A 21,311-nucleotide genomic window follows, 5' to 3' on the forward strand; every position below is an offset into this window, starting at 1 on the left:
GCCAAACCTCCACCCCATAAAACCTCATATGGGTTTAGTGAAGTGGAGATCTGGCTTCTCGTGTTGTAGAGATCGCGAAGTATCAATCCTTAGGCGCTCTCTTCTTGTTTTTTATCCTTATCTGTACCACCAAGTTCAGGTGCGATTTTATCTTTTACAACCTGCTCATTGATGACGCAAGTCGTGATATCATCACGGGAAGGAACCTCGTACATCACATCCAGCATAATGCCTTCAATGATCGCACGAAGACCACGGGCACCTGTGTTACGCTTGATGGCTTCACGGGCAATGGCTTCCAGAGCATCTTGCTTAAACTCCAAAGTAACATTATCCAGTTCAAGCATCTTCTGGTACTGCTTGACTAACGCATTTTTCGGCTCAGACAAAATACGAACTAATGTGTTCTCATCAAGCGGCTCCAGCGTAGAAATAACCGGCAAACGTCCTACAAACTCTGGAATCAGACCGAATTTCAAAAGATCCTCAGGCAATACCATAGAAGTATATTCACCCGGTTTCAAATCCTTTTGATCTGTAGTCGCATTGAAGCCGATGACTTTCTTACCGACACGACGTTTGATCATTTGCTCCAGACCGTCAAAGGCACCGCCGCAAATGAACAGGATGTTCGTGGTATCAATCTGAATGAACTCTTGATGAGGATGCTTACGACCACCTTGTGGAGGTACAGAAGCAACCGTGCCTTCCAAAATTTTAAGCAAAGCCTGCTGCACACCTTCACCCGATACGTCACGCGTAATGGACGGGTTTTCGGATTTGCGGGCTACTTTATCAATTTCGTCGATGTAGATAATGCCGCGTTCGGCTTTTTCCACATCATAATCGGCAGCTTGAATCAATTTCAGCAAAATGTTTTCAACATCTTCGCCCACATAACCTGCTTCCGTAAGGGAAGTGGCATCTGCAATGGCAAAAGGAACGTTCAAAATTTTAGCCATGGTTTGCGCAAGCAACGTTTTACCTGAACCTGTAGGTCCGAGCATCAAAATGTTACTTTTTTGCAGTTCCACATCATCAATTTTGTTTTGTGTATTAATACGTTTGTAGTGGTTATATACCGCTACGGACAACGATTTTTTCGCTTGATCCTGACCAATTACATATTGATCCAGAATGTCACGGATTTGCATTGGTTTAGGAATGTCTTTCAGATCTACTTCTTCCTCATGACCCAATTCCTCTTCCACGATTTCTGTGCACAACTCGATGCATTCGTCACATATATATACGCCCGGTCCAGCAACTAGCTTGCGAACCTGATCCTGAGATTTACCGCAGAAGGAACATTTCAGTTGTCCTTTTTCATCATTAAATTTAAACATAGAGCCACCCCTTTACAGATTAATCGGTCTAGACAGCACCTGGTCAATGATACCGTATGCTTTTGCCTCTTCCGCTTCCATGAAGAAATCCCGGTCAGTATCACGTTCGATTTTTTCGAGGGGCTGACCCGTACGCTCTACATAGATTTGATTCAGCTTGGCACGCGTTTTGATAATCCAGTCTGCATGGATCAGCATATCGGAGGCTTGCCCCTGAATGCCACCCAACGGCTGATGGATCATGACTTCGCTGTTGGTAAGCGCAAATCTTTTGCCTGGCGCACCTGCTGTGAGCAGCAAAGAGCCCATACTTGCAGCCATGCCTACACAGATCGTCGATACGTCCGGCTTAATGAATTGCATTGTATCATATATACCCATGCCCGCAGTTACAGAACCGCCCGGTGAGTTAATGTACAAATTAATATCCTTCTCCGGATCTTCCGCAGAAAGGAATAATAGCTGTGCAATGACGAGATTGGCGACATCGTCATCAATCGGGCCACTCAGGAAAATGATGCGATCCTTAAGCAACCGCGAGTAAATATCGTAAGATCGTTCTCCTCGATTCGTTTGTTCCACAACCATAGGGACGAGACTCATCACGACCAACCTCTTTTCTTTATTAAAATGAACACCAGTATTCATCCACTTCCGTTAAATCCCATTCAAAACGAAAGCGGCAAGCATGAAACGGGGACACCTTACAAAATATTTTAACATGTTCAGAGTCTCGTGTCATATTTTCAACCGCTCATATATAGAGTTCGAGCTGTTATACAACGTACTTAGCTGAGACCTTCTCATATTTAACCATGTTTCGTATGTATGTGCAAATGTACAGCAGTGACTTATGTACAACAATAAAGTACAACTCACAGCACTTTCCATAAACGACTAAAATATGGATTACCCAAGGTAAAAATAAGGCACGTAACTTTCACTACGTGCCTTATCCCTATCTAATTGCTAGGTTGCAGCCTGTGCGGCATACCCCATATATTCTATCGTTTGAATTACTCGGCAGCTTCAGCTGGCGCTTCAACTTCTTTGCTGTTTTCCAACAACAAAGCGATCGTTTTGCGCAGTGAAATTTCTTCTTTCAGGTTTGCGAACGAACCGTTACCTTCCAGAATACTGCGAATTTCTTCAACCGAACGTTTGTAAGCTTCAGCCATGTTTTTCAGTTCTTCATCAATTTCCGCTTCGGAAACTTCGATGTTTTCCGCTTTAGCCACTTGCTCCAGCACGAGGTTGTTGCGTACACGCTTCTCAGCATCCACTTTCATTTGCGCTTCCAGATCTTCCTGACTTTGACCGGAGAATCCGAGGAACATCTCAAGATTCATGCCTTGGCTACGCAGACGGTTGTCGAAATCGCGAACCATGTTTTGCACTTCACTTTTGATCATCGCTTCAGGAATGTCGATTGTTGCGTTCTCAGCAACCTTCTCCACTACCGCACCCTCACGGGCAGCTTTAGCTTCGTTTTCCTTACGCTCCAGCAGTTGCTTTTTCAAGTCTTCCTTGAATTCAGCCAGTGTATCAAATTCACTTACATCTTTTGCAAATTCATCATCCAGTTCAGGAAGAACCTTGCGTTTCAGTTCATGAACTTTCACTTTGAAGACTGCTTGTTTGCCAGCGAGATCAGCAGAATGGTAGTTCTCAGGGAACGTTACTTCAACGTCCTTGGAATCGCCTGTGTGCAAACCGATCACTTGCTCTTCAAAACCAGGAATGAAGGTATTGGAACCCAGCTCCAGAGAATACTTCTCAGCTTGTCCGCCTTCGAATGGTACACCATCAACAGAACCGTCGAAGTCGATAATAGCCGTATCGCCGGATTGTGCAGCATCTTCATCAACGACAACCAGCTCAGCATGACGTTGTTGCAAACGCTCCAGCTCTTGAGCCAGTTCTTCGTCAGTTACTTCGAGTTTGCTTACAGGCACTTCTACGCCTTTGTACTCACCCAAAGTCACTTCAGGTTTAACAGTAACCTTTGCTTTGAATTTGAAGGATTCGCCTTTAGCGAATTGATCAATTTCAACGTCAGGGCTGTCTACCGGGAAAATATCCGTTTTTTCTACAGCTTGGCTGTAGGCTTCTGGCAGCAGGAAGTCAATTGCATCCTGATACAAGCTTTCAATACCATAACGCTTTTCAAAAATAGGGCGTGGTACTTTACCTTTACGGAATCCTGGTACACTTACTTGCTTAGCCACTTTATTAAAAGCTTTGTCGAGTGCAGCGGCTACACGATCCGCGTCAACCTCAACTTCAAGAACCCCAAGGTTCTTCTCTATTTTCTCCCAAGTTGCTTTCATTTTATGCTTTCCCCTCCAACAAAATCTTCACTTAGTTTTCATATGATCAACGCACACAAAATAACCACTATAGTATATCTAACATTACTATCTTTTTCAAGGGCAGCCCCTTGAATGCTTCACAGGTAAACGTTTCCGACCGTTATGGAGTGCTCATTCCCGCCGCTACGAATAGACGCATCGACCGGTATACCTGTTCAAAACGGAAGCGCAATGCATCGGTAATGCCATATATAGCACGGGTTTCTTCCTCATCCTTGTTGCCACTCAGACTCTCCGATACCGTCTGATGGAGTGCTGCCGCCCAAATATCTGGCATCCCGTCCTCCTCCACCAGCATTGACCTGTAATCTTTCGTGCCGTACACTGCCATCACATACTGCGACCATAGCTCCTGCGCAAAATAGAACAGCGTAGGCTCATGTACCTCAGTCTGATCGGCCACCCGCTCCAGAATACGCATAATCGGCTCAGGAAATTCATCCGGCTGCAGCGGAATCGACTCAATCTCGATCTCCGCCTTTTCATCTCCCCGGCTGATTTCGATCGTCCCTTCCATTCCACGTCGCCGTAGTGTCTGCAAAACACGGAATTGAAGCAGAGGGTGGATTTCCCGTTCCTTAATCCACTTAAGCAGCGCATCGTCGATTTCCGGCAGATCCAGATAAGACAGTTGTTCCAGCGCTAAAATCGTCTGTTCCGACAACGGTTCATCCATAGCCATATGTAGCAGCTTGTTGCCGTAGCCTGCGTCCTGCTCCTGCTTGAAGCGTACATGTCGACGGGCCAGCTCTGCTTCATTGATCTCATCATCTGCTGTAGCGTCCGTTTCCGCCCCTCTGTCGGCATACTGTGGAAATGCGGCCTCCAGCCATTGTAAAAGGGCCTCCCACTCTTCGTACTGCTTCTGTTCCTGTCCCTGACACTGTATCAAAAAACGCAGCATCGCCATCGCCTCTCCGTAACGCTCGTTTTCAAGCATCACAGTGAGTTGAATTTGATAGTAATCCAATGTCTTCGGAAACAATACAATATTATTTTCTTTTGTCGTCACCTTGGAGTCCTTTATTCAAGGCACCCCCTCTCCTCCGCAAGCTAAAGTATTTGTAGATTATATGAGAAACAGCGGCCGAAGTCCAACCTCTCGTCTTCCACATATTCACCTGTATTCTAGCATACCCTTTTATAAGGCCAAAAAAACCACACATCTACTCCAAACTTATGTCGCATAAAGGCTAAAACAATCAAATAATATAAAAAAGACTTGAATCTTTTTTGCCCATGTGATATATTAATATTCGCTTGAATTTTATGTCCCAGTAGCTCAGCTGGATAGAGCAACGGCCTTCTAAGCCGTCGGTCGGGGGTTCGAATCCCTCCTGGGACGTTATCGTGAGAAGCTTCCGTAAGGGAGCTTTTTTTCGTTTTACAACCCCCTACAAAAAATATATTCTATTTTAATTCCAGCATTTTGCATCATTTGACTCCCCACGCTCGAAAGTACAGTAGATAGACGAACTAAATCGTTTCGATCTCTATATCGCTGATTTGAGGTCGTGAATGCCATCATCTATAATGTCGAATATTTTCTGATATAATTTTGAATATTTTCTGAAGAGCATGAACTGGACAAAGTGCCTCAGAAATAAAGCAGTAAGCTTACATGTTGGGTACAGCAAGGGAGAAATAATTAATGAAATTAGTATCTTGGAATGTTAATGGCTTAAGAGCCTGTGTGACCAAAGGATTTTATACTTATCTAAAAGAAACGAATGCCGACATTTTTTGTGTACAGGAAACCAAGCTTCAAGAGGGACAAATCCTGATGGAGAACATGGAGGAATACACAGAGTACTGGAATTATGCCGAGAAAAAAGGATATTCCGGGACGGCTATCTTCACCAAAATCAAGCCTCTTTCTGTGCATTATGGGCTTGAAGAAAATGGGGAGCCTGAAGGCAGAACCATTACTTTGGAATTCGAGAAATTTTATCTGGTTAATGTATATACTCCGAATACCAAACGGGATTTGTCCCGACTGCCGTACAGACTGGAATGGGAGGACCGTTTCCGCAGCTATCTGCAACAACTGGATGCATTGAAGCCTGTCATTGTTTGTGGTGATCTCAACGTGGCTCATCAGGAAATGGATTTAAAAAATGCAAAAGCCAACTATGGCAATGCCGGATTTACGCCTGAGGAACGGGAGCGAATGTCACAACTGCTCGAAGCCGGATTTATAGACACCTTCAGATACTTTTATCCTGACAGGACGGATGTTTATTCCTGGTGGTCCTACATGCCGAAAGTGAGAGAACGGAACATCGGCTGGCGAATCGATTACTTCCTCGTCTCGGACAGACTTCGTCCGTTGTTGATAGATGCAAGTATTGATTGCCATATTACAGGCAGCGACCACTGCCCTGTTATATTGGATATGCAAGATATTTCAGCATAGTCCCCCCTTGCACAAAAATTTATGCAGTCTTAAAAGCCGTCATGCGCTGTATTGCAGCATGACGGCTTAGATTATTATGATACACTGTTTAAAACCCGTTATTCGCCATCACTCGCTTGAACCACAGCGCACTTTGTTTGGGTGTCCGTTCCTGCGTTTCGTAATTAACATGTACAATACCGAAACGTTTGCTGTAGCCCCAGGCCCATTCAAAGTTATCAAGGAATGACCAGACAAAATAGCCCTTGAGCTGCCCTCCCTCCCCGATGAAGCGATGGCATGCCTTTAAATGCTCCTCAATGTAGCGCTGACGTCCGGTGTCGTCAATCTTTCCATCCATCAGTTCGTCCTTCATCGCTGCTCCGTTTTCCGTAATCAGAATGGGCAAGCCCTTGGTGAAGTCCTTCTCAATCCGGGTCAGCAGCTTATAAAAGGATTCGGGGTGAATCTCCCATCCCATATCCGTTACCGGTTCCTCGAAGCGAACCTGCTCTGCCTGAAGCAACGAAGCGTCTGTGGCCGCTCGGATGACACTGCGAGCGTAGTAATTGATACCCAAAAAATCCCCTGGCTGCTGAATCAGCTCCATATCACCAGACTGTACAAAATCCAAGCCATTCAGATACGCACCATACCATTCCACCATATCCTCTGGATATTTCCCGTTAAACAACGGCTCGGCAAACCAACGATTGATAAAGCCATCTCGGCGGACGGCAGCGGCTACGTCCTCAGGTCGCTCAGAAGCGGCATCCACATGCTCCATGTTCAATGTAATACCTATCTTGCCCGTCAGCCCTTTTTCCTTGTGTAATTTGATGGCTATCCCATGACACAGCAGAGTATGATGGGCGGCAGTAAAGGCTTCCTTCCAGTTCTGATGGCCGGGAGCATGCTCTCCTGTACCATAGCCCAAAATAGAGGCGCAATAGGGTTCATTGATCGTATTCCACCAGCTTATACGCTGTCCAAAGCGATCCATAATGACAGAGGCATACGTCATAAAATGCTGGATAATCCCTCGATTTGTCCAACCGCCCTCGTCCTCGATCCACTGCGGAAGATCCCAGTGATACAATGTCAGCATCGGAATGAGCCCGGCCGACTCAATCTCATCCAGCAGACGCTCATAGAAGAGCAACCCCTGTTCGTTAACCACGCCGGGTGCGGGAATAATGCGCGGCCAGGCCACGGAAAAACGGTAATGTAAAAAGCCAAGCTGCTTCATCAATTGCACGTCTTCCTTAAAGCGGTGAAAATGGTCACAAGCTATATCTCCGCTGTCACCGCCTATCACCTTCCCGGGTGCTTGACAGAAAGTATCCCAAATGGAAGGCATTCTTCCTCCCTCAGCTACACCACCTTCAATTTGATAAGAAGAGGTCGAGGTTCCCCACATAAAAGTGTCTGGAAATAAAAAGGTATTCTCACTCATACTTGGTATCTTCCTTTCAGGATTTAAGACTTCACAGCTCCGGCCATTGCACCACCGACAATAAAGCGCTGTAGGAAAATATACAAAATGACCAGTGGTAGTGTAACAATCAGGATACCGCAAGCGAGCAGCGGCCAGTTGTTCATGTATTGTCCGTAGAAGGAGAACAATCCCTTGGTCACTGGCTGATACGCGGGATCAGACAAATAAATGGTAGGACCTATAATGTCGTTCCACGCCCCGATGGCTGTCAAAATAATGCCTGTCGCCAACACCGGCTTCATCAGCGGAACAAGAATCGTAAACAAATAGCGTGAATACCCGCACCCGTCCATTGCAGCCGCTTCATCCAGCTCTCGGGAGACAGACTTGATATATCCCACAAACATCAGGAAGGCAATGCCGGTACCCGTTGTTTTCAGCAAAATAAAACCAAGCTGCGTATTGTAAAGTCCCAGACTATTAATGAGAGCAAATTGCGGAATCAGCGGGTTCGGAAGATACATGGATATCAGGAAAAACACATAAAAGAAGGTACTGAACTTAACGTATCCCCGCGCCAATGGAAAAGCTGCAAACACGGATATCACCAACGTTAATAGCGTAGATACGCCCGTATACAAAATACTGTTCCACATGTACTGAGAGAAATTCCCTTTTTCCCAAGCGTCCATGAAATTCTCCAAGCGCAGACCCTTGGCTATAGCCACAGGATCTATCAGATACTCACTTTGAGTCTTCATCGATACATTAAAGAGGTAGAAAAGCGGGAATAAATATAACGAAAGCATGAGCAGTACGATGATGTAGCTCAGTAGTTTGGTTCCTTTGGTACTGCTCATTACATTTCCACCTCTCTTCTGCGCAAGTAATACAGAGCAATCATCGACACCGTAAATACGAACAGAAACTGGATCATAGCTACTGCGGAAGCAAGGCCGTAATCCGACGTCCCGGAGCCAAAGGCTGTTGCATACACATCAAACGCAAGTGTCGTCGTGTTGAATTTACCACCTGTCAGCACATAAATAATATCAAAGGTTTGCAATGCTCCGATAATGGACAGCAGCATATTGACTGTAAAGGATGGCGCAATCATCGGAAAGGTAATATTTTTGAACGCTTTCCACCCGGAAGCACCATCCATGTACCCTGCTTCATATAAATCATTGGGAATGGATTGAAGTCCAGCTAAGAAAATAGTCATCGAGTAACCCATGTACATCCAAATTTGCACAAAAATAATCAGTTCAAATGCTATATCATAGTCCCCGAAAAAGTTGGAGCTGGTTCCAAAAAAGTTCATCATGGCTTGCGCAGGACCGCCAAGCGGATTGGCAATCAACTGCCAGATCAGGCCGGATACCGTTACTCCGAGCACAACGGGCAGGAAAAATACAGCACGGTAAAACACATCACCCTTGAGCTTTTTATTAATAATGACGGCCATGAACAGCCCTACTGCATTTTGAATCACAACCACAGCTACGGCGAAATATAGGGAACGACCAATAGATGCGATTCGATCTCCAGAATCAGAAGAGGTAAAAAAGGTCATATAATTCTCGAATCCAACAAAATTCCACGTTTGTCCCGGAACCCCTGAAGCATTTGTAAAGGAAAACAGTACGGTTACCATTGAGGGACCAAAGCCAAGAAGCAAATAGAGCAGCACCGGAATACTCAGTAAAAGATACGGCATTAACCGGGCCGCGCCCTTTCCGAAGGGATACATGGGCCTCACACCTTTTTTACATTATTATGGGAGCTTTACAGTTGCCAATCTGCGCTCATGCAAAGCCTGTGTTGATTTATTTAGGGGCTGCCGCATCCCAGTCTGCCTGAGATTTTTGGGCAAGCTCCAAAGGCGTCTTTAGCGGACCAGCAGGCGTCAGAAATTCAGCATGTACGCTGGCATCCTTAATGTACTGTCCAACATTCTTACGATTGATAAACAGCTGATCCCAAGAGAGCTTGAAGTTTTCCAGTGAAGGCTGGATTTCATTAACAAATTCACTACTTATCTTCACATCAGGCTGTGTCGGCAAAAATCCGGCGGCGTTCACAAAATCCGTGTAGTTCTGCTTCTCAGAGAGCATTTCAAGCCATTTGATCGCATAATCCTTGTTTGGCGACTTTTCCAATACCATCCATGTCATATCGTACTTGCCTGCAAGGTTCTTATTTTTTGCCGGATCATTGCTGCCCGGAATCGGGAAATAACCAAATTTCATCTCTGGATTGGCTGTCTGGATCGTCGTTGCATCCCACGTGCCATCTGCAATCATAGCTACACGCCCTGTAGCAAACAAACTTGGCAAGGTTCCATAGTCAATCCCCATAAATCCACCAATGGCGTTGTTCATCAAAATTTGTGTTTTTTCCAGCACCTCAAGCTGGACGGGGTCTGTCAGCTTTGTCTTACCTGTCCACAGCCCTTTAATATATGCCAGCTGATCATCATGGATAGAGGCTTGAAGCCCTTGGACAGCAAGGTTAATAGGCCATACATCCTTCCCGCCGAAACCAATCGGTTCTACACCATTGTCCTTGAGCACCTTCATCACATGTACCAGCTCATCCCAAGTTGTGGGCACAGCAAGATTATATTTTTCAAAAATCTCTTTGTTATAGAACAGACCTGTAAGTGCCACCTTACCCATATTTACACCGTATACCTTGTCCTTATAGGTCATGGCATTTTTGACATCTGCAGGATTATAGTTTTTGATAAAAGCTTGATCCGACAGATCGGCTATTAGTCCTCCGTCAATCCATTGCTTCCACATCGGATCTGCTGCTCCCTTGGACCATTCCTGTGGGGCGCCTACGAAGCTGAATTTCAAAGGAATAATGTCTGCATCACCGGATGAACCAGCATTCATACGCGTTTGCATCAATTGATCATACGTTGAGTCAGCAGGAACCGTCGTATACTCCACCTGAACATCAGGATACTTCTCTTCAAATTTTTTATTGAATTCCTTTATATAGTTATTAATATTTTCCTGCTGCCAATGAATAATCTTTAACGTGACCTTTTTATTCCCCTCCTGTGCAGCTCCGCTACCTTTACCGCAAGCGGCCAATACCACGATTAAAGCGGTTACAAGAAGTAAAGAAAAACTCTTTTTTAGCATTGCAGAATCCCCCATATCATTTTTAGAATACATACACCCACACATTACGAAAGCAGTTTCGTTATTTACATTTACTATTATGTAACGAATGATCTGTATTTGTAAATAGAGATTTGTGAAATATCAAAAAAAAGATGAACCACCACTAAATCAAACTTATTTTTCCATAAAATATTAAGTTATATCCTACTAAGCACTGTTGACTCTCCTCTATAAGGTAGCATAGAATACGAGTAATCATTAAATTTAGAATGCAAAGTCAATTTCAACTAAACCAGTTTAGTTTCGGAGGATTTTATGAATATAAAAACAATAGCGAGTATGGCAGGAGTTTCGGTAGCAACGGTTTCAAAAATTATAAATAATTACACGGATATCAGTGAGGAGACCCGGCAGAGGGTGCTTAAAATTATGGAGGAAACAGGTTATAGACCCTCCTCCTCGGCTAAAACGCTTGCTACCAAGAAATCAAATCTGGTAGGCGTTATATTCGCTGGCAAGCTGAATGTCGATTTTAGCCATCCTTTTTTTGTAGATATCATTAATGTCTTCAAAAAACAGATTGGCTTGCTCGGTTACGATCTGTTGTTTTTTTCGAATGAAAAATTTCTGGACAATGGAGAGGACTATTTGGCTCGTTCGAAATATTTTTCAGTGGACGGGTGCATTATTATTGCTGGAGATGAAGTGGAGAAGAGCGTTTTTGATCTCGATGCCAGCCCCATTCCCTGCATCGGTGTCGATATTGAACTAACCGGAGCCAGTTCCTGCTATGTTATGTCCGATAATCAGAAGATCTCAATGAAGGTTGTTGAGCATTTTTACATGAATGGCTACCGCGAAATGGGTTTTATAGGCATCGAGCGCCCATCCCTGGTGATTAAGGAGAGAGAAGAAGCCTTTATCGCTTCACTAAAACGGTTTAGTCTTGATGTCAGACCCGAATGGATCGTGTATGCCAAGGACTACGCAGCGGAAGATGGGTACCAGATCGCGAAGACGTGGATACAGCAAGGAGATTTACCAAGGGCTATTTTTGCGGCTACCGACCTGCTTGCCTTTGGTGCCATCCGTGCTTTCAAGGAAAGCGGCTTGAGGGTACCCGAGGATATTGCTGTAGTGGGATGTGATGATATAGAAGCCTGTCGTTACACCGATCCTCCACTGACCACCGTAAAACAAGATAAACAAAAAATAGGCCGTCTAGCCGCTATGGTGCTATTTGATCTGATGAATAAACAGATGGAAACGAAATGTATTAAAGTAGAACCGGAGCTAGTCATACGCAGCTCCTGCGGAGCCCGGGAAAATTGGAACCATACGATAGTTCAGGGGTAGTACCCTAACGAAAAAAAGGGAGCCACCTCAGTGTTACATGACTATGCCCCGTAAGATGGACACTTTTTCTCAAAGTGTCCATCTTACGGGGCATTTAGGGTTTTAATCAGAGTAAACAACAGTGGAGCGGATAAAATACAACGTCTAATTCAAATGTCCTACGTCTAACCGAAAAAGACATTACGATGCTCTAGAAGATAACCTTCGTATAGGCTATGACTTGTAGGCCATCGCCGCGGTCACGGCCCTTTTCCAGCCTTCATACAAACTGCTGCGCGTTTCTTCATCCATACCGGGGGCAAAAGATCGCTCCACCCTCACACGCTTGCGAAGCTCATCCATACTCTTCCAGTATCCAATCGCCAAGCCTGCCAGGCATGCGGCTCCCAGTGCCGTCGTCTCATGGATAACAGGCCGTTCTACTGTGGCATCCAGAATATCGCTCTGGAATTGCATCAGAAAATTGTTCAGCACGGCTCCCCCATCCACCCGCAACGTCTTTACTGCAATACCAGAGTCTATTTCCATCGCGGCAAGCACGTCTTTCGTCTGGTAAGCAAGTGCCTCCAGTGTTGCACGGATAAAATGCTCTTTCGTGGTGCCCCGTGTCAGACCAAACATCGCTCCACGCACCTCACTATCCCAGTACGGACTGCCCAGTCCGACAAAAGCAGGTACCAGATACACCCCTTCCGAAGAGGAAACGCGGGCTGCATAGGCTTCGCTGTCTTTGGCTTCACGGAACATGCGCAGACCGTCACGAAGCCACTGGATCGCCGAGCCCGCTACAAAAACACTTCCCTCCAGCGCATATTGCACCTTGCCTTCCTCCAGCCCCCAAGCGATGGTCGTAATGAGTCCATGCTTGGATTCCACGGGTTGATCGCCCGTGTTCATCAGCATGAAGCAACCTGTGCCGTAAGTATTTTTGATCATCCCTTTTTCGTAACAAGCCTGACCAAATAGAGCCGCCTGCTGGTCACCTGCAGCGCCAGCAATCGGTATATTTTGACCAAAGAAATGATAATCCACGGTGTGCGCGTATACCTCGGAGGAAGGCCGTACCTCAGGCAGCATTTTTTTTGGAACATCGAGAATGTCCAGCAGCTCATCGTCCCACTTTAGCTCATAAATGTTATACATCAGCGTTCTGGCTGCGTTGGAATAGTCGGTCACATGCGCCTTGCCGCCGGACAGCTTCCAGATCAGCCACGAATCAATCGTACCAAACAGCAAGTCGCCTCGTTCCGCCTTTTCGCGCGCACCTTCTACATGGTCCAGTATCCACTTCACTTTTGTGCCAGAGAAATACGGGTCAATCAACAGCCCTGTTTTACTGTGGAATAGCTCTTCATGCCCTTGCTGCTTCAGTTCTTCGCAGATGTCCGAGGTTTGGCGCGACTGCCATACGAGTACGTTATACACAGGCAGTCCTGTATTTTTGTCCCACACCGCTACCGATTCTCGCTGATTGGTAATGCCGATGGCGGCAACCTGATTTGCTTTTACACCGGATTCGGATAGACAGGATGCAATGACCCCCAGAATGGAACTCCAGATTTCATTCGCATTCTGTTCCACCCAGCCGGGATGAGGAAAGTATTGCGGAAACTCCCGCTGAGCAGAGTACACCACATCCCCTTTACTGTTGAACAAAATCGCTCTTGAGCTTGTCGTTCCCTGATCCAGTGACAAAATATATTTTTCCATCGTTGATCTCTCCCCTGTAATGAATCCATTTTATGCAGTCATTTTATGAGCTTTATCACTTTTATAAGTACGGCTGAAACGAAAGGTAACCATAAGCACCACTACAATCATACCAAGCACAATCCAGAAAGCTGGAGTCATACTCCCTTTAAATACGGTCTGGTAAAACACCCCTCCGAAAGAGCCGCCCAGCAATGGTCCTACAATCGGCACCCAGGCATATTTCCAGTTCGATGTTCCTTTACCGGGAATCGGTAGCAACCAATGCGCAAGACGCGGCCCCAAATCTCTAGCCGGATTAATAGCATAACCTGTAGTCCCGCCGAGAGACAAGCCGATGCTGACAACCAGAAAACCCACAATGAGTGGATTCAGTCCCTCAGCGAAGGAGTTGACACCGAATGACTGCAAAGCAAGAACAAAGATGAAAGTACCGATCATTTCACTAAGCACGTTGGCAAACGGATGATCCATAGCCGGTCCTGTAGCAAATACACTGAGTTTGGTTGCTGTGTCCTCCGTCTCTTTCCAGTGGGGCAAATAGTGCAAAACCACAATCACGGCACCTGCCATGGCCCCGAGAAGCTGAGCTGCAATATAGCCCGGGACATCCCTCCACGGAAAAACTCCCTGAAATGCAAGCGCCAGCGTCACCGCAGGATTCAAGTGTGCTCCACTGATCTGACCAACCACATATACCGCAACGGCAACCGCGAGCCCCCACCCCAGTCCGATCACTATCCAGCCAGAGCCGTGGGCAAATGATTTTTTCAGGGACACCCCTGCGCACACTCCGCCACCTAGGGCAATAAGGATCATCGTCCCTATGAATTCGGCTGCGTATGGCGACATACAACCTACCTCCTCAATAGATCAACCGATTTTCAATCGCTTTCACCGCGCACAAAAAAGAAAAGCCATCACAAACCGCCCCCTATGTTCTAACATGGGATGTCTGCGTGGCTCTCTTGTCTCCGTCACGATTATTAACTTAAATTTGATATTATATAAGCATGTAAGCGATGTCAACTGCGGATTTACGTTTTCTTATGTACAAAAATAATCGTTGACTATGTCAGATTTCCCGATTTATGATGTAAAAAAATGGGCAACCCAGTTTTTGGGTATATGACCAAACTCATAGTTATGAGCTAGAAAGCGAAAGGAAAGAGATCCCCTTTGCGGTTCTTTTTTGTTGTCCAGTAAGAATTTCAGGATGGTACGACGCTTCCAAACTCGACGAAGAAGGGAAGAATGTTATGCTGAAATTTCTGCAAAAAATCGGTAAGTCATTAATGCTTCCAGTAGCCACACTACCCGCCGCAGGGATTTTACAAGGATTGGCTCTGATTAACTATGAAACGGATATACCACTTGGTCCCGAAGTGGGCGGATTTCTGAATCATTATGTCACTCCTTTTCTGAACGAGGGGGCGGGTGCCGTCTTCGGCAATCTGGCGTTAATTTTCGCCATCGGTGTTGCTATTGGCCTGGCCGGGGATGCTGTAGCCGCACTATCAGCAGTCATTGCCTACATGGTGCTGACCCGCATTTTGGCGGCTGTACCGGGCATATTTGCATATATCCCGGATGACGTCAAACTGGACATGGGGGTATTGGGTGGTATTTTTATCGGCGGATGGTCTGCTTTTCTGTTCAAAAAATATCACAGCATCCAGCTTCCGGATTGGCTCGGTTTCTTCTCGGGCAAACGTTTCGTCCCTATGATCACGGCCTTCACGACCATGATTCTGGCCATTCTGCTCGGTATGATCTGGAGTCCGATACAAGATGGGATTGCAGCCTTCGGCAACTGGATTGTCGGCTTTGGCGGAATCGGGTCGATGGTATTCATGATCGCTAATCGGCTGCTGATTCCGCTCGGTTTGCACCATGTCTTGAACGCTATCGCGTGGTTTCAAATCGGTGACTACACCAATGCAGCAGGCGAGGTCCTTCATGGTGACCTGACACGTTTCTTCGCAGGCGATAAATCGGCAGGAATGTTTATGTCCGGCTTCTTCCCCATTATGATGTTCGCTCTGCCTGCGGCTGCCCTCGCATTCATTCATACGGCAAAACCGGAAAAACGTAAAGCGGTCGCTTCCATCTTCATCGGTTCTGCGCTGGCATCGTTCCTGACCGGAATTACCGAGCCCCTCGAATTTTCCTTTATGTTCGTTGCACCGTTGCTTTACGGCATCCACGCACTGCTTACAGGTCTGAGTGGCCTGATCATGTACCTACTGAATGTCAAACTTGGCTTTTCTTTTTCGGCAGGACTCATTGACTATCTGGTCAATATGAAGCTCTCCACCCACCCATTGCGAATGATCCTGGTCGGGCTTGCTTTTGCCGTCGTATACTACTTCCTGTTCCGGTTCATCATTCTCAAATTCAACCTAAAAACCCCTGGGCGTGAAGACGATGCAGAAGACAGCCTCCTGCCTGACACTAACAAATCCAAACCCAATGAAAAGGCGGGTGCTGCATCCGACAGTCAGTCCAGTCATGCAGCCAAGGTGCTGACCTATCTCGGCGGTTCGGACAATATCCAAAGCATCGATGCGTGCATCACACGGCTGCGTCTCGTCGTCAATGACGACAAAGCGGTTAACGACCAAGCTCTCAAGCAGCTCGGAGCGTCGGGAGTCATCAGGCTTGGCAGCGGTACGGTACAGGTTATTTTCGGTACGCGATCCGAAATTCTGAAAGATGAAATACAACGGTTGATGTAGACAAGTTCAGGTTCGATAAGCTCTTGAATTCCTCCGCCGCTTCTTTACACAAAAAGGGTATCTCTTCAATCATCGAGATACCCTTTTGGGTTGCCGTCAATCTGCTAAATAACTTAAATACAACTAAATTATAGTGTCATATACACGATGTTACATGTATTGTTTATTTTTAAGCACTTATCTTAGTGATTGGTGCTGTGTGCTCCTTTTTGTCTCAGAAATACCCCCTCAGCCCATACCTTTAGTTGCGCAAAAGCATAAACGACGCCGAACGAACATGTTAAAGTCGAAAGATAAACCAAGAGCAGCGCCACGAAGAAAGGAAGCTGGCCTATCAAATTACCAAACAAGCGCAGCACGATGACCAGAATGAACACGTTCGCTGTAAAGGCCCGATACGCGTAAGTAGATAACCATTTGTAATAGGGAAGTGAACGGGAATTCAAGCTGATCAGATGCCTTGCCAGCATGTAAATCAGGAATATCACTACCAGACTATACAAGGTCATGGACGGCTTCAGATAAATCAGATTTCCGAAGGACATATCATCAAATCCAAAACCGAAAAATTCGTGATTTGTCCAAATGAGAATAAGCAGCATTACCGGAATGAGTATGAACTGAATCCGGCGAAGCACTCCGTCGAACTGTTTCTTATATACCCAAGCGATTCCACCTAGTAAAGCATAAATAAAATAACTAACGAAAAAGCGGTCAAGGTAACGCAGACTAATCGCATATGCTCCTCGGAATACAAAGGTATCGTACATCCATAACCACGCTCCGAAGATCACAAAGCTCACAATAAGCAGCGAAATGACCCGCTTAGGCTTAGCCAGGTATTTGTAGCAGATGAAAATAAGGACTGGCATCAGCAATTGAAATTGCAACATCATCACTGTGTACCAATACTGTGATGATGCATTACCGAGCACAAATGACTCGATGAGCGTCCAGAATGATGTAACGTGCTGATTAACCTGAATTTCCGGGAAGAAAATTAGGCCAGCCGCTGCCCACAGTAAATAAGGAATCACGAGCTCACCGAATTTTTCCTTGTAAAAATGGGATGCCTTCGTATGCTGATTATTTTTCACCATCCCATATACAATGGCAAAAATAAAGACTGGCGCAGTATACTTTACTATATTGAAAATAACACCTAATAAGGCTAGGTCATCATTAGTGTGTGCATACTTCAGAAACATTCCCAGAACGCTTTGCAAGATCGCTCCGCTGACGGCAAACACCTTTAAGATGTCGCTCTCATTAATATTAATATTCCGCTTTTCAGTGTTTTCCATATTACGCACTTCCCCTTGGACAGCTTGCCTAAAGCCAAATGGTCGTGCATTCCTCCCTTTTGCCGTTGATTATAGCTCCTTATTGCCGAGGATTACGAACGAGCTTGGGACCCGAAGAAGTTCGCAGCACCACAGTACTGGCCCGTCTCTCAAGAATTTCGCGCAGGACGTAGGCACCGTCTCTTGTCTCCAATTGAATGTCAATTCGAACACCCAGATGCTCCAACTTGTGCACAAGTCTTTCAGCTGCTTCATAATCAATAACCTCTGAACCATCTATAACAAGGTCAAGATCACTCGTTTCCTTCACAGTTGGGTATTGCGTTACTATTTCGAAACCCGCACTTCCCACTGGTCCCCAGCGCCAATCCAGCATGATTTCTGCTAATAAATCCATCACCTGCAGGACAGGCTGTTGCCGTCTTGTTGCAGATAAAGAGTTCCACATCTGGCGCTCCGCTATCGCATAAGGAGACACGAGCTGGCACACGCCCTCCGGGTCAAGCAAGGCAGATTCCCGTTGATTTCGGTCTGTTCCACGTATTCCGACGGGAATATAACTATTTTCTAATAGTCCAGCCCTGCGAACGACTACAAAGGGGGCCCGCCTCAGCGAGGCGGTTACCCACTCCTTGTCTTCGTAGAAGGAGAGATATTTCAAATTGGACACTTCAATCAGATCATGTGGCCGAATTACCATTGCTCCGAAAGCACTTGTCGCACGTTATTAGTTGCCATACGCCCACCTGCCAGAGCTTCCTTGGTCTGCAAGCGGAAGCTAAGGTCACGAGGCGCTCCTTTCGTACTCTCAATAGCCTCGGAAATGGTCCGTTCCACAATGGCTACATCACTGTTCTGTGGATCGTCCGCTTGGATCCCGCTCAGCAGCGAATATAGTGCTCCCAGAGTACTGTAGCTGCGCACATCGTAGGCCATGGCTGGAACTTTCTTGGTAGCTTCATCCAGCTCGGCAATCGTCCGCTTGGTGATTCGGGCAGCAGAAGCCTTGGACATGGCCTGAATATTAACCTTGCTGTCATCCAGTGCGATCAAACGATTCGATTGCAGCCCATGCGCGAGGAAGCCTCCCGAAATCGCGTTACCGACGATCACACCGATGACCGGATGACCCTCTAATCTAGCGGTTGCATAAGCATCTGCACTTGCAGCGAGGGCAAGGCTGATGCCGACCATTTCTTCCTTATAGCCGTAGGCTTGACTCGGTACATCAATGATGGCAATGATCGGACGTTTGGTTTCTTTTTTCTCATCCTGACGGATTGCGTCCTTGATGACTTGAGCCACCGTCCAGCCTTCAAGCATACCGACCTCGCCGTTTCTGACACGCGGGAATCGGTTGGAGGCATCCGGAACAATGGCGACATATCTGCACAATTGTCCGTTCTTTTCCACATCGGCCGCAAGTACGGAAGGAACATCGCTGACTGGGTGAGTAATGCCCGTCAAGCGGGAGAACCAGCGATAACCTCTACTGTCCGAAATGTCGACCGCGCCCTCTGTTGCCAGCGGGACAGGCTGCTGCACAGGCTGTATCTGCTTGTAAAATTCACGATAGCGCTCAGGTGTCCAAGGTTCTGTAGGATCAAGATTGCTTAACAGGGTCAGATAGAAATCGATTTGCTCTGTTTTAGCAGGCTTTGCCGGTGCCTTGAGCGCAGTATCAATCGCTTCGATAACTGCATCCGTCGTATCTTCCACCACTTCGTCAATCAATCCGGTTTGGAAGCGCTGGTTGACTCCAATTGTGTTCCAAATCAAGGCTTTGTCGCTTGAATCGAACTCCATAACCCCTGCTTCCTGCTCAATGACCTCCGGCCCGTTCAGACCGAGGCGCGCTTTCTTCGTAGCAATCAGAGTGGTAAACAATTCTGCAGTAATGGACATTCCCCCAAATGCCCCTACGCGGCCCGGAATCAGCCCGATAACTGGAACGTATTTACGCAGGCCGACGATCTGGGTCGCAATCTCCGAAATCGACAACAACCCATAGTTCGCTTCCTGTAGACGAACGCCTCCTGTATCGAAAATCATGATGGGATATAGCTTGTTCCCGTCCTTATTCACTTCCAGTGCCAGTTCGAGCGCTCCGGAAATTTTGGCCCCGCTGACTTCTCCAATGCCCCCTCCTTGAAAAGCACCTTCCATCGAAATGATCAAGACCTTCTGTTTGTGTATTTCGCCAAGAACCAGAATGATCCCGTCATCGCTCTGAGGAACAATGCCTTGCGGCTCTAAGTGGGGGGATTGGATTTTGTCCAACGGCCCAAGCATCTCCCGGAAAGTCCCTTCGTCCAGCAACGCTTTGGCTCTCTCGCGTCCATTCAGCTCCACAAAACTATTCTGCATAGTCTAGCACCTCCAACACTTGCGTAAATCTAAGCATTACTACCCCCGGAGTAGCTCCGAAGTCATGAACTGTAATATTGGCAGTAATCGGATAACGGTTAAAAAAACGGATCAGAACATTCTCCCATACTTGTCCAAATCCTTCACTGCCTGTTAAAATGCTGACGTTGGTGGTCTGGCCTTCCACAGGCTCTACAATAATCTCCAAATCCCCCGAACCGACAACACCGATATGTGCTGGCTTACGGATGGGCTTCGTCGTTTGATATTGAAACTGTAATTTTTCCATCCTTCAGGAACACCTCCAAGTAAAAGTATCAATCGATGAGAAACAATGTGGCGGCTAGCAGGTCGGCGCTGCCTCCAGGTGAGAGCCGTCTAAATTTACAATGCTCGGACAATCGGTAAAACAGCTTTCTGCCCGACTGGGTTCTGAATCCGTCTGCAGCAAGGAAGGCACCGGACATTCGCTTGATCGTTATCAGGTCTGACCAATGGCCGCGATGTAGGATGCAGGTATCGTCCACACTTGCCATCAAAGCCAATAATGCTTCGATGCGTGCTTCCTCCTCCGTCTTGCCACAAGCTCTGGCGTGCAGCAAAGTGGGCAGGGCATTATCACGGATGTGCGGAAAACCGAGCCTCGCCTCTTCCTCTGCTCCCATTACCGCGTATCTCTTCTTCACCGATTGTCCATTCGTCCGCTGCATCGGGCGGTACCGATCATGGAACGATGCGATTGTTCCTGCAATGCTCATAATCTGATGTGGGTCCCGTTCCCTTGGAAAGGCTGCCCGTGCACTGGTTAAAAGACCAAGGGCCCAAATGGCACCCTTATGTGTATTGACACCGTTCGTTGCACGGAGCATCACCTTTTCGCCCTCCCGCCCGATTAGAGCTATCTGCTCGCGCAAAGACTGGTCCACCGGGTGAAGGTATGACACAATGGCTATTTCCCGAAACGTATCCTCCAATGCTCTCGCGGATGCAAACATCAGATCGATGGACATATCTGTATGAGAGCCATTGTCTCTGGCATCGACAAGTCCAGGCTTGGGCGTAAGAAGAGCCTCTTCCGTCAATGCCTTTACCGCTTTGGCAGCCAGAGAAGCCGCGAAAGCCGAATGCTTCATCGTGAGCATGGC

At 46.7% G+C, this 21,311-nt stretch carries 18 protein-coding genes and 1 tRNA gene; 4 read left to right on the plus strand and 15 right to left on the minus strand.

Annotated features, from left to right (window positions below; all coding sequences use genetic code 11):
* Positions 1-89: 89 nt before the first annotated feature.
* From clpX to NST83_RS18560, 4 genes are all read right to left on the minus strand, one after another.
* Positions 90-1,346, minus strand: a complete 1,257-nt coding sequence (gene clpX, locus NST83_RS18545) for an ATP-dependent protease ATP-binding subunit ClpX (protein WP_025684004.1) — start codon at positions 1,344-1,346, stop codon at positions 90-92.
* Between the two features lie 12 nt (positions 1,347-1,358).
* The gene (gene clpP / locus NST83_RS18550) at positions 1,359-1,949 is read right to left on the minus strand and encodes an ATP-dependent Clp endopeptidase proteolytic subunit ClpP (RefSeq protein WP_137059967.1); all 591 of its coding nucleotides are present in this window, start codon (positions 1,947-1,949) and stop codon (positions 1,359-1,361) included.
* Positions 1,950-2,362: 413 nt separating this feature from the next.
* The gene (tig, locus tag NST83_RS18555; protein WP_342415216.1) at positions 2,363-3,676 is read right to left on the minus strand and encodes a trigger factor; all 1,314 of its coding nucleotides are present in this window, start codon (positions 3,674-3,676) and stop codon (positions 2,363-2,365) included.
* Between the two features lie 142 nt (positions 3,677-3,818).
* A complete protein-coding gene (locus NST83_RS18560; RefSeq protein WP_170970713.1) occupies positions 3,819-4,730 on the minus strand; it encodes a hypothetical protein in 912 nt (303 codons plus the stop codon).
* Between the two features lie 259 nt (positions 4,731-4,989).
* Between NST83_RS18560 and NST83_RS18565 the strand changes: the two genes are divergently transcribed.
* Together NST83_RS18565 and NST83_RS18570 are read left to right on the plus strand one after the other, a co-directional pair.
* Positions 4,990-5,063 (plus strand) — tRNA-Arg (locus NST83_RS18565).
* Between the two features lie 306 nt (positions 5,064-5,369).
* Entirely contained in the window at positions 5,370-6,134 is a 765-nt protein-coding gene (locus NST83_RS18570; RefSeq protein WP_342415217.1) for an exodeoxyribonuclease III, read from the plus strand.
* A gap of 88 nt (positions 6,135-6,222) precedes the next feature.
* Here the strand turns inward: NST83_RS18570 and NST83_RS18575 are convergent, their stop codons facing one another.
* The 4 genes from NST83_RS18575 to NST83_RS18590 form a co-directional block, all read right to left on the minus strand.
* On the minus strand, positions 6,223-7,569 hold the full coding sequence (locus NST83_RS18575; protein WP_342415218.1) for a GH1 family beta-glucosidase: 1,347 nt from the start codon (positions 7,567-7,569) through the stop codon (positions 6,223-6,225).
* A gap of 23 nt (positions 7,570-7,592) precedes the next feature.
* Positions 7,593-8,411, minus strand: a complete 819-nt coding sequence (locus tag NST83_RS18580; protein WP_137059972.1) for a carbohydrate ABC transporter permease — start codon at positions 8,409-8,411, stop codon at positions 7,593-7,595.
* Positions 8,411-9,304, minus strand: coding sequence for a sugar ABC transporter permease (locus tag NST83_RS18585; RefSeq protein WP_137059973.1), 894 nt, complete (start codon positions 9,302-9,304; stop codon positions 8,411-8,413). Before NST83_RS18585 ends, NST83_RS18580 begins: the two co-directional genes overlap by 1 nt.
* Positions 9,305-9,380: 76 nt before the next feature.
* Entirely contained in the window at positions 9,381-10,709 is a 1,329-nt protein-coding gene (locus NST83_RS18590; RefSeq protein WP_342415219.1) for an extracellular solute-binding protein, read from the minus strand.
* Between the two features lie 297 nt (positions 10,710-11,006).
* On the opposite strand from NST83_RS18590, the gene NST83_RS18595 reads away from it, so the two are divergent.
* Complete coding sequence (locus NST83_RS18595; RefSeq protein WP_342415220.1) at positions 11,007-12,047, plus strand: LacI family DNA-binding transcriptional regulator; 1,041 nt, start codon at positions 11,007-11,009, stop codon at positions 12,045-12,047.
* Positions 12,048-12,260: 213 nt separating this feature from the next.
* Here NST83_RS18595 and glpK read toward each other — a convergent pair whose 3' ends face one another.
* Both glpK and NST83_RS18605 read right to left on the minus strand, forming a co-directional pair.
* Positions 12,261-13,757 carry a glycerol kinase GlpK gene (gene glpK, locus NST83_RS18600; protein WP_342415221.1) on the minus strand — a complete coding sequence of 499 codons (1,497 nt, stop codon included), beginning with the start codon at positions 13,755-13,757 and terminating at the stop codon, positions 12,261-12,263.
* A gap of 30 nt (positions 13,758-13,787) precedes the next feature.
* Positions 13,788-14,609 (minus strand): MIP/aquaporin family protein, encoded by an 822-nt coding sequence (locus NST83_RS18605; protein WP_342415222.1) that lies wholly within the window; start codon positions 14,607-14,609, stop codon positions 13,788-13,790.
* Between the two features lie 407 nt (positions 14,610-15,016).
* Between NST83_RS18605 and NST83_RS18610 the strand changes: the two genes are divergently transcribed.
* Positions 15,017-16,495 (plus strand): PTS transporter subunit EIIC, encoded by a 1,479-nt coding sequence (locus NST83_RS18610; protein WP_342415223.1) that lies wholly within the window; start codon positions 15,017-15,019, stop codon positions 16,493-16,495.
* Between the two features lie 182 nt (positions 16,496-16,677).
* Here NST83_RS18610 and NST83_RS18615 read toward each other — a convergent pair whose 3' ends face one another.
* The 5 genes from NST83_RS18615 to NST83_RS18635 form a co-directional block, all read right to left on the minus strand.
* Positions 16,678-17,799 (minus strand): acyltransferase, encoded by a 1,122-nt coding sequence (locus NST83_RS18615; RefSeq protein ID WP_342415224.1) that lies wholly within the window; start codon positions 17,797-17,799, stop codon positions 16,678-16,680.
* A gap of 79 nt (positions 17,800-17,878) precedes the next feature.
* Positions 17,879-18,499 (minus strand): malonate decarboxylase holo-ACP synthase, encoded by a 621-nt coding sequence (locus NST83_RS18620; RefSeq protein WP_342415225.1) that lies wholly within the window; start codon positions 18,497-18,499, stop codon positions 17,879-17,881.
* Positions 18,493-20,166, minus strand: coding sequence for a biotin-independent malonate decarboxylase subunit beta (gene mdcD / locus NST83_RS18625; RefSeq protein WP_137059981.1), 1,674 nt, complete (start codon positions 20,164-20,166; stop codon positions 18,493-18,495). The genes NST83_RS18620 and mdcD overlap by 7 nt, the downstream gene beginning before the upstream one ends.
* Positions 20,156-20,455 carry a malonate decarboxylase subunit delta gene (locus tag NST83_RS18630; protein ID WP_137059982.1) on the minus strand — a complete coding sequence of 100 codons (300 nt, stop codon included), beginning with the start codon at positions 20,453-20,455 and terminating at the stop codon, positions 20,156-20,158. The genes mdcD and NST83_RS18630 overlap by 11 nt, the downstream gene beginning before the upstream one ends.
* Before the next feature lie 28 nt (positions 20,456-20,483).
* On the minus strand, positions 20,484-21,308 hold the full coding sequence (locus NST83_RS18635; protein WP_342417996.1) for a triphosphoribosyl-dephospho-CoA synthase: 825 nt from the start codon (positions 21,306-21,308) through the stop codon (positions 20,484-20,486).
* Between the last annotated feature and the right edge of the window lie 3 nt (positions 21,309-21,311).

The organism is Paenibacillus sp. FSL R10-2782, from assembly GCF_038592985.1.
In the GTDB taxonomy this organism is placed as follows: Bacteria; Bacillota; Bacilli; order Paenibacillales; family Paenibacillaceae; genus Paenibacillus; species Paenibacillus terrae_C.